Source organism: Pseudomonas sp. IT-P294, from assembly GCF_949767865.1.
In the GTDB taxonomy this organism is placed as follows: domain Bacteria; phylum Pseudomonadota; class Gammaproteobacteria; order Pseudomonadales; family Pseudomonadaceae; genus Aquipseudomonas.
The window spans coordinates 82,639-94,754 of record NZ_CATKQW010000055.1 but is presented as its reverse complement, the minus strand read 5'-3'; the positions used below and the strand labels follow the sequence as shown (position 1 = coordinate 94,754).

Below are 12,116 nucleotides of genomic sequence, written 5' to 3'. Positions count from 1 at the left end.
CCGACCCAAAAATGGGTCGGCTTGATAACAATCCCGAAGGACTATTACTTGCGGCTAGCTTTGTCCAGCATGCGCAGAGCACGCTCGTTAGCTTCGTCAGCAGTCTGTTGTGCTTTTTGAGCAGCAGCCAGAGCTTCATCAGCTTTACGGTAGGCTTCGTCTGCACGAGCCTGGGAGCGAGCTGCTGCGTCTTCAGTAGCGGTCAGACGTGCTTCGGTTTCTTTCGATACACTGCTGCAACCGGTAGCCAGAACTGCGGCCAGAGCCAGAGCAGAGAATTTCAGAACGTTGTTCATCGTGTTCCCCTTCAAGGACTTTCAATTAAGTAGCTGTCTCCTCAGAGTGAGGAAATGGCCGGCGTACATACTACCCATTACTTCTAGTAAGTAAACTGACGTGTAGCAAGAAGCATAAAAAATTGTAGGCGTTGATTCTTTTTCGAGCAACTTTTAACTGCATTGTTTAAAAAATATGCAGCTGGGAAGCCCGATCCTGAGCGAGCCGCCGGGAAAAAGTTTCCGGTACTCGTCGCTGTTTTTCTCATTCTTGGCTAAAGTCTGTCTACATGGATTCGTCCATACTTGTGCGCGGATTTTGTGCAGTGGCTCTCATAATCTTTATCCATCTTGGTGGTGACTTTAAGAGGGCGGGTTCGTCTTAAGTCTCAACATCCGGCAATGTTCAGGCTATCGACCCGGGATACCTTTGGTCGAGCCGCCTCTGCGTCACCCTGAGAGCAGCACCCGTTAACCTGAGCGCGATGACGAGCGTACCTTGAGCATTTCTGCCAATGGTGCCTACTATTTGATACGTGCTCGGTTGCGCGAGATTGGTGCAGCACTTCTCAGTGTCCATTCAGGCACGAGGTGGCGTAGTTGTTCCTTCGCCGGAAAAACATCGGTAAGGTAGGGGTCAGAATTCAAGACCCGCGAGGAGTAGTGATGAGCGAGGCGTTGTCCATCCACCATGACCAGGCTGGTCATCAGTTCGAGACCAATGTGGACGGTCATCGTGCCTACCTGACCTATATGGATCTGGGGAAACAGACCCTGGATATCTATCGTACCTTCGTGCCCAACGCACTGCGGGGCCGTGGCATTGCCGCGGCGTTGACCGAGCAGGCGCTGCAGTACGCTGAGGAAATGGGCTACACCGTCATTCCTTCGTGCTCTTACGTCGAGCGCTACATGGAACGTCACCAGCGCCATGCCGCCAAACTGAGTCAGTGATTTTCAGTAAAACGAACGCACACAAAAACGCCGGGGCAAGCCCGGCGTTTTTGTGTGCGGCGAAAGGCGATCAGGTGCGATCGCGTTTGGGCAGCACGTCCTTGAGCTTGGCGTGCATGCTGCGCAAGGTGGTTTCAGTGGCAGACCAATCGATGCAGGCATCGGTGATCGACACGCCGTATTGCAAGTCGGCGAGGTCTTTGGGAATGGCCTGGCAGCCCCAGTTCAGATGACTTTCGACCATCAGGCCGATAATCGACTTGTTGCCTTCGAGGATCTGGTTGGCAACGTTTTCCATCACCAGCGGTTGCAGGGCCGGGTCCTTGTTGGAGTTGGCGTGGCTGCAATCGACCATGATGTTCGGCTTGATCTTCGCCTTGTTCAGCGCTTGCTCGCAGAGCGCGACGCTGACCGAATCGTAATTCGGCTTGCCGTTGCCGCCGCGCAATACAACGTGACCGTAGGCATTGCCTTTGGTGGTGACGATCGATACGCCACCTTCCTGGTTGATGCCCAGGAAACGGTGCGGGCTCGACACTGACTGCAGGGCGTTGATCGCCACGGTCAGGCCGCCATCGGTGCCGTTCTTGAAGCCGACGGCCGAGGACAGGCCGGAAGCCATTTCACGGTGCGTCTGGGATTCGGTGGTGCGAGCGCCGATGGCCGACCAGCTGATCAGGTCCTGCAAGTATTGCGGGGAGATCGGGTCCAGGGCTTCGGTCGCAGTGGGCAGGCCCATCTCGGCCAGGTCCAGCAGCAATTGGCGACCGATGTGCAGACCGTCCTGAATCTTGAACGAGTCGTCCAGGTACGGATCGTTGATCAAGCCTTTCCAGCCGACGGTGGTGCGTGGCTTCTCGAAATACACGCGCATGACCAGATACAACGTATCGGACACTTCGGCGGCAAGCGCCTTCAGGCGCTCGGCGTATTCGTGGGCCGCCTTGATGTCATGGATCGAGCAAGGCCCGATGACAACGAACAGGCGGTGGTCGGTGCCATCAAGAATGTTGCGAATGACTTCGCGACCCTTGGTGACGGTGCGCAGGGCAGCGTCGCTCAGAGGGATATCACGCTTGAGCTGATCGGGAGTGATCAGGGTCTCGTTGGAGGCGACGTTTAGGTCGTTGATCGGTAAATCAGCCATCGTTTACTCGTCAGGTCACGGGTGCCGGCCGCCAGCGAACCCGCGCGGCGGAGCACAGCAAATTAAGCGCGTCGGGGAGCCGAACCTTAGCGCGTTAGGCGCCTGCTCGACAATGGGCAGACACCGGTTTAGGGGGCATTCTCACGAATTGTGAACGCCACCTAATCCAGCACAGCCTGGGCAAAGGCTCTGCGAACCGTGTCGTGAGAGAACTCGTCGGCATGCTGCTGGACCCATTCGAGGGCCAAGGCCTGGGTTTCCTGCAGGTCATTATGCGAGTCATGCTGGCGACAGTAGCGTTCGATCTGGCACACCTGCTCTCCCATCCGGGCGCTGAACATCATCTGCTCGTCAACGAACGCGATGCCCACCAGATAGCCGCGCTTTCGGCGCAAGCACCAGGCCACATAGCCCAGAAAACGCAAATCGGGATTGAGGGTCGGCATGCGAACTTCAAGCGCCGTACCGTGGCGCCACGCGCGGTGGTAATTGCAAGCCATGCCGCCCAGGCTGATAGTGTGCAGCTGTTGCCGAGAAATACACTCAGGTTTGAGTAACGTTAATTCAACAGGCACATCGTCAGGATGAGGAATAAAACGTCCCATGAGCACGGACTCCATGTGTCGGCCATCTGACATTGTTCTCCCCAGTATAGTGGTCGAATGGGATCTGACTGATTTCGATGCCGACCAACGGCTGCTGGCATCAAGCGGTGTTTCGCTGGTGGTTTTCACCAGCGTTGGCTGCGCCTCCTGCCGGTTTGCACGAGAGCAATTGCCAAGACTTGATCTGGCGATCGACCGGCTGTGCTGGATCGATGCCGGGGACAATGGCGGGTTGGTCGAGCGTTATCAGGTTTTTCATTTGCCGGCGCTGTTTGTGGTGCGCGACGGCGAGTTCTTCGGGCCAGTACAGTCGCGCCTGACCGGCATCGGGCTCAATGAGGCCGTAGGGCAGGCGCTCAATCGAATTGCAGAGGAGTTGCCATGATGGGGGCAGTTGCCAAGCCGACAATCGGTATTATCGGAACCGGCGCGATCGGCGGGTTCTACGGGGTGATGTTGGCGCGTGCCGGTTTTGATGTGCACTTCCTGTTGCGCAGTGAATTCGCCGCGGTGGCCGAGCGCGGTTTGCAACTCGACAGTGCCGTGCATGGGGCGCTGACGCTGAATCCGGTTCAGGCCTACTCGTCGGCTGAAGACATGCCCGCCTGCGACTGGTTGCTGGTCGGCGCAAAAACCACCAGCAACGCGGACCTGGCGCCCGCCATCATTCAGGCTGCGGCCCCGAATGCCAAGGTCCTGCTGCTGCAGAATGGCCTGGACGTCGAAGACAGCTTGCGCGAGTTGCTTCCCGATTCGCTGCACTTGCTGGGCGGCCTGTGCCTGATCTGCGTGCATCGCGAAGGCCCGGGCGTGATCACCCATCAGGCGCTCGGTGCGGTCAACATCGGCTATCACAGTGGTCCGGCAATCGACGATCAGGCGCGCATGGTGATTGTAGATGAGGGCGCGGGGTTGTTTCGTACAGCCGGCATCGACTCCCAGGCCATGCCGAACCTGCACCAGGCACGATGGCAGAAACTGGTCTGGAATATCCCCTACAACGGGCTGTCGGTATTGCTCGGGGCGAGTACCGCACCGTTGATGGCCGACATCGATAGCCGGGAACTGATCAAGGCATTGATGGCCGAAGTGGTGCAGGGCGCAAAGGCCTGCGGGCACGAAATGCCGGCCGGTTATGCTGATTATCTGTTCATGATGACTGAAAAAATGCCCGACTATTGGCCGAGCATGCACCACGATTTTCTGCACAAGCGGCCACTGGAACTGCAAGCGATCTATGCGAGGCCGCTGGCGGTCGCTCAAGCGGCGGGGTGCGAGTTGCCACGAATCGAAGCCTTGTATCGCAGTTTGAGTTTTATCGATCGACGCAACAGGTGAGTCGATCAACCTGAGGGGGAAGGGCATGGCAAAGACTATCGACGACAAACTGGTGCTGGCGATTTCTTCACGGGCACTGTTCGACCTGAGCGAAAGCCACAAGGTCTATCTGTCGAGCGGCGTCGAGGCCTACCGGCAATATCAGATTGAACACGAGGACGAGATCCTCGAACCCGGCGATGCTTTTCCGCTGGTGGAAAAACTCCTGAGCCTGAATACCCGCCTCGGCCGCGCCCGGGTCGAGGTGATCCTGGTGTCGCGCAACAGCGCCGACACCGGCCTGCGGGTGTTCAACTCGATCCATCACTATGGCCTGGCGATTTCCCGGGCGGCGTTTGTCGGTGGGCGCAGTCCTTATCCTTACCTCAAGGCATTCGGCTGTGATCTCTTTTTGTCGACCCATGCCGAAGATGTGCGCAGTGCTTTGGACGCCGGCTTCGCCGCCGCGACTATTTTGTCGGGCGGTGCCAGCCGCGCGGCCAGCGATGAACTGCGCATTGCCTTTGACGGTGACGCGGTGCTGTTTTCCGACGAGTCGGAACGGGTCTATCAGTCCGGTGGGCTGGAAGCGTTTCAGGCCAGCGAGCGCGAATCGGCCCGCGAACCGCTGCGGGGTGGCCCGTTCAAAGGCTTCCTCGCCGCCCTCAATCTGTTGCAGCGCGAGTTCCCCGATGACGCGTGTCCGATCCGCACCGCCCTGGTGACGGCGCGGTCGGCACCGGCCCACGAACGGGTGATCCGCACCTTGCGTGAGTGGGATATTCGTCTGGACGAGTCGCTGTTTCTTGGCGGCCTGACCAAGTCGGCATTCCTCGAAGCCTTTGCCGCTGACGTGTTTTTCGATGACCAGGCGGGCCATTGCGAACTGGCCCGTGAAGTGGTTGCCACTGGTCACGTGCCCCACGGCATAAGCAATGAACAAAAAGTTTAAGCCCACTGTTCAATGTGTTACGTCAGACGTCGTACTCGCCACGGCGCTGCTAAGCTGAATCAAATCTCCGCCATATTGGCACGAGGAGGTCATATGATTCGTTCGATGCTGTATGCCACTGACCTCGGTCTGTACGCACCGTTGGTGATGCAGCATGCCTTGGCACTGGCGCAAACCTTCAATGCCGACCTGTATGTGGTGCATGCGGTTGAGCCGATGGGGTTGTTTGCCGAATCAGTACTTCAGAGCTACCTCGATGAGCAGGCCTTGAACGAGTTTCACAGCCAGGGACTGAACACGGTGATTGCCAATATCGAGCAGCGGGTGCTCGAAAGCTTTCGCGAAGAGTTGGGGGATGAAGGGGAACTGGACCTGGCGCGGATTCAAGCGGTGCGGGTGCTGCAGGGCGATCCGTCGCAGGTGATTCTCGACCAGGCGCAGAAACTCTCCGTGGATTTGTTGATCGTAGGTAGTCATAGCCATCGTGCTGGCGCGGAAACGCCTCTGGGCAGGACCGCTGCGCGGGTGTTGCAACTGTCTCCGGTGCCGGTGTACCTGGTGCCGCTGGTAGAGCGTCGCCGCAAAGGGGATCGCTAAAGCAAGAATAGTGGCAGTTTGATGAAAAAGTTCTAGATTTATTCTTCAAACCATTAATATAGTTATATACCGTCGCTGATGCCCGTGGCGTCTACCTGCTTTGAGGGATTCATATGAAGCTTCAACAACTGCGCTACATCTGGGAAGTGGCGCACCACGACCTCAACGTTTCCGCTACCGCCCAAAGCCTTTACACCTCGCAACCGGGCATCAGTAAACAGATCCGTCTGCTGGAAGACGAACTCGGCGTTGAAGTATTTGCCCGCAGCGGCAAGCACCTGACCCGCGTCACCCCGGCCGGCGAGCGCATCATCACCACCGCTGGCGAGATCCTGCGCAAGGTTGAAAGCATCAAGCAGATTGCCCAGGAGTTCTCCAACGAGAAGAAAGGCACCCTGTCGATCGCCACCACGCACACCCAGGCGCGTTACGCGTTGCCACCGGTGATCAGCAATTTCATCAAGCAATACCCGGACGTTGCCCTGCACATGCACCAGGGTTCACCGATGCAGATCGCTGAAATGGCGGCTGACGGTACGGTGGATTTTGCCATTGCCACCGAAGCGCTGGAGCTGTTCGGTGACCTGGTGATGATGCCGTGCTATCGCTGGAACCGCTGCGTGGTCGTGCCTCAGGGCCACCCGTTGACCAAGTTGTCGAAGCTGACCCTCGAAGCCCTGGCCGAATACCCGATCGTGACCTACGTGTTCGGTTTCACCGGTCGTTCGAAACTCGACGAAGCGTTCAGCCACCGCGGCCTGACGCCGAAAGTGGTGTTCACCGCCGCCGACGCCGACGTCATCAAGACGTACGTGCGCTTGGGTCTGGGCGTGGGCATCGTGGCGAAAATGGCGGTCGATGCCAAACTCGACAGCGACCTTGTCATGCTCGATGCCAGCGATCTGTTCGAATCCAGCATCACCAAAATCGGTTTCCGTCGCGGCACTTTCCTGCGTGGTTTCATGTGCGACTTCATCGAGAAGTTTGCACCGCACCTGACTCGTGAAGTCATGGCCAAGGCCATTCAGTGCCACAACAAACAGGAACTGGAAGAGCTGTTCGACGGCGTCGAATTGCCGGTCCATTAATCCTGCTTAAACAACCTCGGTAACAGCAAACTGTTGCCGAGCGCCTGCCACCAGAATCTCCACCTCGTCCCCTTCGAACTTGCCCAGCAGGCTTTTGCCCAGCGGTGAGCGAGGGGTGATGACGGTAATCATCTGCCCCACCAGATCGACCTTCAAACCCGCCGCATCGGGGGCCAGGAACAACCATTGTTCACGACCCTTTTCGTCTTCCAGACCCAGCAGGGCGCCCACTTCGATCCCGCGTTGTTCGTCATACGGACGCAGGGTCAGGTTCTGGCAAAGCGCGAGTGACTGCCTGATTTCTTCCACCCGTTTAGCCTGTCCAGCCGCCAGATAAGAAGCTTCCAGGCCCAAGGTGTCGTACTTGTTTTCGGCAATGTTTTCTTCGTGGGTCGCGGTTTCGTACGCGGTTTGCGCGGCACGCTCGGCGATGTCGAGATCGATGCGCAGCTTGGCGAGAATCAGTTGGTGGACAGAGTGTTTATTCATGATCAGTCGCAGAATTGCAGGACGTTGGCGCGGCTTTTTTCGCTCGGCGCGGTCTGGTCCTGTTGCAGCCAGAACTGGCATTTCGGATTGGACAGATTGCGGCTGCTGCTGCGGGCCTGATCCATTCGTTGCTGCTGCTCATTCTTGCGCAGGTTCTCTTCGTATTGTTGGAATATCGGGCTTTGCGGCGGGATGTCCGGCACCTGGCGCGCCGCTTCCGGCGGTTTGGCCAATTGCTCCACCACAGCAGCCACGGGCGCGAGTTGCTCGCTGAACAGCAGGCGCGAGGCGAGCCAGCAGGTCAACGCGATGGCGATGAACCCCAGCCATACGCCGAGGGCAATGCTGCCGCTGAGCTGCAACGCATTGAGCTGGACTGGCAACGGGCGGCGCGGGTTGGGACGGTAGGGCATGGCTGCCTCCTGGCGGGTGTTCGCGGGGGAATGGCGATTGTCGCACGAAGATTAATCGCCGTCGGCTCTTCTGCACGAGGTAATTTATGCGGACAATCGGCGCCTTTGCCAACGGGAGCCTGGAATGCCTCAAGTGAACAACCGCTGGCGCTGGGATATTTTTTGCACCGTGGTCGACAACTTTGGCGACATCGGCGTGACCTGGCGCCTGGCCCGACAGCTCGTGACCGAGCATTCGATCGCGGTACGTTTGTGGGTCGATGATCTGCGAGCCTTCGAACAGATCTGTCCAGAAATCGAAAGAGCAGCTTCGCAGCAGTGGCAGCAGGGAGTGGAGGTGCGTCATTGGCCAACCGACTGGCTACCCACCGAAGCGGCGGATGTGGTGATCGCCGCGTTTGCCTGTCAATTGCCAAGCCTCTACATGGACGCGATGGCTGCGCGGGAAAAGCCGCCGCTGTGGATGAACCTCGATTACCTGAGCGCCGAGGACTGGGTGGTCGGCTGCCACGGTTTGCCATCTGTGAAGTACAAGAGCGTGCAGAAATACTTCTTCTTCCCAGGCTTTCAAAAAGGCACCGGTGGGTTGCTGCGTGAAAGCGGTCTGCTTGAGCGACGTAGGCAATTTCAGCAAAACCCTGAAGCTCAGCGTGAATTCCTTCACGGCCTGGGGATTGATCGTGCGTCAAACGCTCAACTGATCTCGCTGTTCGCCTACGAGAATGCCGGGCTGGCCAGTTGGCTCGATACGATGGCCGCTGATTCGACGCCCACGCATCTGCTGGTGCCTGAAGGCCGGATCCTGGGGGATGTCGAACGCTGGCTGGGCGTTGATGGGTTAGCGGCCGGCGCGGTGCATGTTCGCCAAGCCTTGACCGTCCAGGTGTTGCCGTTCGTCCGGCAGGATCAATACGACCACCTGCTGTGGTGCTGTGATTTCAACGCCGTGCGCGGCGAAGATTCCTTTGTCCGCGCACAATGGGCCGGTCGGCCGCTGCTCTGGCATATCTATCGGCAGGACGAAGACATTCACCTGGATAAGCTCGATGCCTTCCTCGCGCTATACGTCAAAGGCCTGTCCGAGCCTGCCCGCGAGGCGATCAGCGGTCTTTGGCGAACGTGGAATGCAGGTCATGATATGTCTGACCACTGGCTAGCGACCCGTAAACACTGGCCCGAGCTGCAAAAACATGCCGAGGCGTGGTGTCTGGAACAGGCCTTGCAGGCTGATCTTGCCGCAGCGCTGGTACAGTTTTATGTAAATTGGATATGATACGCGGCCTAGATTTTTGTAAATCCCATCCAAATTCGGATATTCGCAATGAAAACTGGTAAAGAACTGAAACCCGGTACCGTGATCCGTCTCGAAAACGATCCTTGGCTGGTTCAGAAAGCTGAATTCACCAAATCCGGTCGTAACAGCGCGATCATGAAGACCAAGCTGAAAAACCTGCTGACCGGTTACAAGACCGAAATCGTTTACAGCGCCGACGACAAACTGGACGACGTAATCCTCGACCGCAAAGAAGCGACCCTGTCCTTCATCAGCGGCGACACCTACACGTTCATGGACACCACCGACTACACCATGTACGAACTGAACGCTGAAGACATCGAAGCCGTTCTGCCTTTCGTTGAAGAAGGCATGACCGATGTTTGCGAAGCGATCTTCTTCGAAGAGCGTCTGGTTTCCGTAGAACTGCCGACCACCATCGTGCGTCAGGTTGACTACACCGAAGGTTCCGCTCGCGGTGACACTTCCGGCAAGGTAATGAAGCCTGCCAAACTGAAGAACGGTACCGAGCTGTCGGTTGCTGACTTCATCGAAATCGGCGACATGATCGAGATCGATACCCGCGAAGGCGGTTCCTACAAAGGCCGTGCTAAATAAGCACCGCTTCAGGAATGAAAAAGCCCGACCATTGAGTCGGGCTTTTTTATGCCTGCCAGAAACACGCAGACCTCAATTCTTCAGGTGTTGCTTGAGCTCTTCGCAGACTTGGCTGAACACGCCAGTGCTTAGACGGTAACGTGCAGGCGTACATCGACGTTGCCGCGAGTTGCGTTCGAGTACGGGCAGACCTGGTGAGCAGCTTCGACCAGGCTTTGCGCGTCGGCTTGTTCAAGCCCCGGCAGGCTGATGTGCAAATCGATGTCCAGACCGAAGCCACCAGGGATTTGGCCGATGCCGACATGGGCGGTGATCGAAGCGTCGTTCGGGATGCTGCGTTTGGTCTGGCTGGCGACGAATTTCAGTGCGCCGATGAAGCAGGCGGAGTAACCGGCTGCGAACAGTTGTTCAGGGTTGGTTGCTGCGCCGCCGGCACCGCCGAGTTCTTTCGGGGTGGCGAGTTTGACGTCGAGGATGTTGTCGCTGGAAACCGCACGACCGTCACGGCCACCGGTGGAAGTTGCGATTGCGGTGTAGAGAGTTTGCATGGTGTGAGCCTCGTTCGGGTTTGAGTGTTCTGCGCTAAATGTTTGCGCGCTAAGTAAGTGCGAGGTGAATGTATCGCGCTAATATTTAGCGCGCAAGATAAATTTTTAAAAAAGTTTTGGCTTTCAGGCGGGTCTTGGTTGGGAGTGCCGAGATAGAGCTGTCGCAGCAAGATTTCGGCGAATGGTTTTTTTAAGTGGCGCGGGGGCAGAGAGGGCACCGCAAAACAAATGTGGGAGCGAGCCTGCTCGCGATTAGCGGTTTGTCAGTCAACATCAATGCTGAATGACAGACCGATAATCGCGAGCAGGCTCGCTCCCACAGGGGAATTATGGTGGTTTTAGAATCAGAGGCTGTCTTGCAGATTGCTGCGCAGGTCTTGAAGCTCCGCTTGCAGCTTCTGCAGATGCTCCAGCGTCTGTCCGCTGGCAGCGAGGATGCATTGGGGAATGCTGCGTGCCTTGTCGCGCAACGCGCGTCCTTGTTCGGTGAGTTCAACAATCACCACCCGTTCGTCTTCGCGGCTGCGGGTGCGGGTCAGCAGGCCTTCGACTTCCAGACGCTTGAGCAGAGGCGTCAGTGAGCCGGGATCGGTCAGCAGCTGCGAGCTGATTTCACCGACGGTCAATCCGTCTTTCTGCCACAACACCATCATCGCCAGGTATTGCGGATAGGTCAGGCCCAGCGCCTGCAATAGCGGCTTGTAGACCTTGGTCATCAGCAGCGAAGTGGAATGCAGGGCGAAGCAGATCTGGTTATCCAGCAGCAGCTGTTCGTAGTTGTCAGGGGTGTTGCGCTCGGTGTCCATTTCAAAACCTTGATCAGTGATCGTCATGAATCTAGCGGGCGAATCTTTAATGCGCCAGATAATTCTGGACTAGTGGCGATCCAGATTGTTCTGCAGCGCCAAATCCCATGGCGGGATGGGGCTGAACCGCGTCTTCAGGTATTCCAGCAACAAGCGACTGCGTGAATTGGGTTGTTGCGCCAGGCGCAGGGCATAGATCCCTGTGGTTTCCGGCGGTGGCAGACCGTTCTCGCAGAACAGCGGCAGCAATTCACCGCGTACCAGGTATTCGCTGGCCAGCCAGGTCGGCAAATGCGCGACACCCAACCCGGCCAGCGCACCGCAAACCAGTGCCTCGGCATTGTTTGCGCTCATGCGGATGCGTGCCGGGCGGTGCAAGTGCAGGTGTCCGTCCCGTGCAAAACGCCAGGCGAACGGCGGGGCGAGGCCGTCCCAGTCGAGGCCGTCGTGTTCGCTCAGTTGTGCGGGGTCGGTGGGCACTCCACGCCGTTTCAGGTAGTCGGGGCTGGCGCAGGCAACACGCACCATGCTCGCCAGCGGCGTGGCCACCAGTCGGGTGTCGGCCAATTGACCGGCGCGCAGCACCAGATCGACCTTGCCAAGGTTAAGACCCTGCATGTCGACAAAACTGTCGATCAGATGCAGTTGCACGTCGAGTCCGGGGTAAAGCATGAGGAAGTCAGCAATCACCGGCGCCAGATGCCGTCGGCCAAACGCCGCTGGGGCATCTATTCTGATCAAGCCTTCCGGCGCGCTGCTCAAGGACACCGCTTCAGCGCGGGCCAGACGCAACTCAGCCACAATCCGCCGCGCCCGATCAGCAAATGCCAGGCCCGCAGGCGTGGCCCGCACCGCGTGAGTGCTGCGAATAAACAGCGCGCTGCCCACGGCGTTTTCCAGACTGTCGATACGTCGCGCCACCGCCGAAGGTGTCAGCGGATGGCGCCGGGATGCGGCGGAAAAGCTGCCGGTTTCCAGCACATCAAGAAACAGGCCAAGCTGTTCGGTCAATAGATTGGGGTTCATCGTCAGTC

General features: G+C 57.9%; 16 protein-coding genes. 8 read left to right on the top strand and 8 right to left on the bottom strand.

What is annotated here, in order from left to right; genetic code table 11:
- Positions 1–44: 44 nt before the first annotated feature.
- The gene (gene oprI / locus ACM6I0_RS24885) at positions 45–296 is read right to left on the bottom strand and encodes an outer membrane lipoprotei OprI (RefSeq protein WP_002553018.1); all 252 of its coding nucleotides are present in this window, start codon (positions 294–296) and stop codon (positions 45–47) included.
- 645 nt (positions 297–941) lie between these two features.
- On the opposite strand from oprI, the gene ACM6I0_RS24880 reads away from it, so the two are divergent.
- Positions 942–1,229 (top strand): GNAT family N-acetyltransferase, encoded by a 288-nt coding sequence (locus ACM6I0_RS24880; RefSeq protein ID WP_020800382.1) that lies wholly within the window; start codon positions 942–944, stop codon positions 1,227–1,229.
- Positions 1,230–1,299: 70 nt separating this feature from the next.
- On the opposite strand, the gene ACM6I0_RS24875 is transcribed toward ACM6I0_RS24880, so the two are convergent.
- Positions 1,300–2,376 (bottom strand): 3-deoxy-7-phosphoheptulonate synthase, encoded by a 1,077-nt coding sequence (locus tag ACM6I0_RS24875; protein WP_090186452.1) that lies wholly within the window; start codon positions 2,374–2,376, stop codon positions 1,300–1,302.
- Positions 2,377–2,537: 161 nt separating this feature from the next.
- Positions 2,538–2,981 carry a PilZ domain-containing protein gene (locus ACM6I0_RS24870; protein ID WP_090186450.1) on the bottom strand — a complete coding sequence of 148 codons (444 nt, stop codon included), beginning with the start codon at positions 2,979–2,981 and terminating at the stop codon, positions 2,538–2,540.
- Between ACM6I0_RS24870 and ACM6I0_RS24865 the strand changes: the two genes are divergently transcribed.
- From ACM6I0_RS24865 to cysB, 5 genes are all read left to right on the top strand, one after another.
- Positions 2,980–3,366, top strand: coding sequence for a thioredoxin family protein (locus ACM6I0_RS24865; RefSeq protein ID WP_285430541.1), 387 nt, complete (start codon positions 2,980–2,982; stop codon positions 3,364–3,366). The genes ACM6I0_RS24870 and ACM6I0_RS24865 overlap by 2 nt on opposite strands.
- On the top strand, positions 3,363–4,319 hold the full coding sequence (locus ACM6I0_RS24860; RefSeq protein WP_414923530.1) for a putative 2-dehydropantoate 2-reductase: 957 nt from the start codon (positions 3,363–3,365) through the stop codon (positions 4,317–4,319). The genes ACM6I0_RS24865 and ACM6I0_RS24860 overlap by 4 nt, the downstream gene beginning before the upstream one ends.
- Positions 4,320–4,344: 25 nt before the next feature.
- On the top strand, positions 4,345–5,250 hold the full coding sequence (locus tag ACM6I0_RS24855) for a 5'-nucleotidase (protein ID WP_222587871.1): 906 nt from the start codon (positions 4,345–4,347) through the stop codon (positions 5,248–5,250).
- A 93-nt stretch (positions 5,251–5,343) separates the two neighbouring features.
- Positions 5,344–5,847, top strand: a complete 504-nt coding sequence (locus ACM6I0_RS24850; RefSeq protein ID WP_285430543.1) for a universal stress protein — start codon at positions 5,344–5,346, stop codon at positions 5,845–5,847.
- A gap of 113 nt (positions 5,848–5,960) precedes the next feature.
- Positions 5,961–6,935 carry an HTH-type transcriptional regulator CysB gene (gene cysB, locus ACM6I0_RS24845; RefSeq protein ID WP_008148549.1) on the top strand — a complete coding sequence of 325 codons (975 nt, stop codon included), beginning with the start codon at positions 5,961–5,963 and terminating at the stop codon, positions 6,933–6,935.
- Positions 6,936–6,941: 6 nt separating this feature from the next.
- On the opposite strand, the gene ACM6I0_RS24840 is transcribed toward cysB, so the two are convergent.
- Both ACM6I0_RS24840 and ACM6I0_RS24835 read right to left on the bottom strand, forming a co-directional pair.
- Complete coding sequence (locus ACM6I0_RS24840; RefSeq protein WP_414923529.1) at positions 6,942–7,424, bottom strand: GreA/GreB family elongation factor; 483 nt, start codon at positions 7,422–7,424, stop codon at positions 6,942–6,944.
- A 2-nt stretch (positions 7,425–7,426) separates the two neighbouring features.
- A complete protein-coding gene (locus ACM6I0_RS24835) occupies positions 7,427–7,837 on the bottom strand; it encodes a hypothetical protein (protein WP_414923528.1) in 411 nt (136 codons plus the stop codon).
- Between the two features lie 124 nt (positions 7,838–7,961).
- Between ACM6I0_RS24835 and earP the strand changes: the two genes are divergently transcribed.
- On the top strand, positions 7,962–9,110 hold the full coding sequence (gene earP / locus ACM6I0_RS24830; RefSeq protein WP_414923527.1) for an elongation factor P maturation arginine rhamnosyltransferase EarP: 1,149 nt from the start codon (positions 7,962–7,964) through the stop codon (positions 9,108–9,110).
- Positions 9,111–9,158: 48 nt separating this feature from the next.
- Positions 9,159–9,728 (top strand): elongation factor P, encoded by a 570-nt coding sequence (locus tag ACM6I0_RS24825; RefSeq protein ID WP_007943632.1) that lies wholly within the window; start codon positions 9,159–9,161, stop codon positions 9,726–9,728.
- A gap of 128 nt (positions 9,729–9,856) precedes the next feature.
- On the opposite strand, the gene ACM6I0_RS24820 is transcribed toward ACM6I0_RS24825, so the two are convergent.
- The 3 genes from ACM6I0_RS24820 to ACM6I0_RS24810 all read right to left on the bottom strand — a co-directional run bounded on the left by ACM6I0_RS24820 (position 9,857) and on the right by ACM6I0_RS24810 (position 12,108).
- The gene (locus ACM6I0_RS24820; protein WP_010461312.1) at positions 9,857–10,276 is read right to left on the bottom strand and encodes an organic hydroperoxide resistance protein; all 420 of its coding nucleotides are present in this window, start codon (positions 10,274–10,276) and stop codon (positions 9,857–9,859) included.
- Between the two features lie 344 nt (positions 10,277–10,620).
- Positions 10,621–11,082 (bottom strand): MarR family winged helix-turn-helix transcriptional regulator, encoded by a 462-nt coding sequence (locus ACM6I0_RS24815; RefSeq protein WP_285430551.1) that lies wholly within the window; start codon positions 11,080–11,082, stop codon positions 10,621–10,623.
- A gap of 69 nt (positions 11,083–11,151) precedes the next feature.
- On the bottom strand, positions 11,152–12,108 hold the full coding sequence (locus ACM6I0_RS24810) for a LysR family transcriptional regulator (RefSeq protein ID WP_414923526.1): 957 nt from the start codon (positions 12,106–12,108) through the stop codon (positions 11,152–11,154).
- Positions 12,109–12,116: the final 8 nt, after the last annotated feature.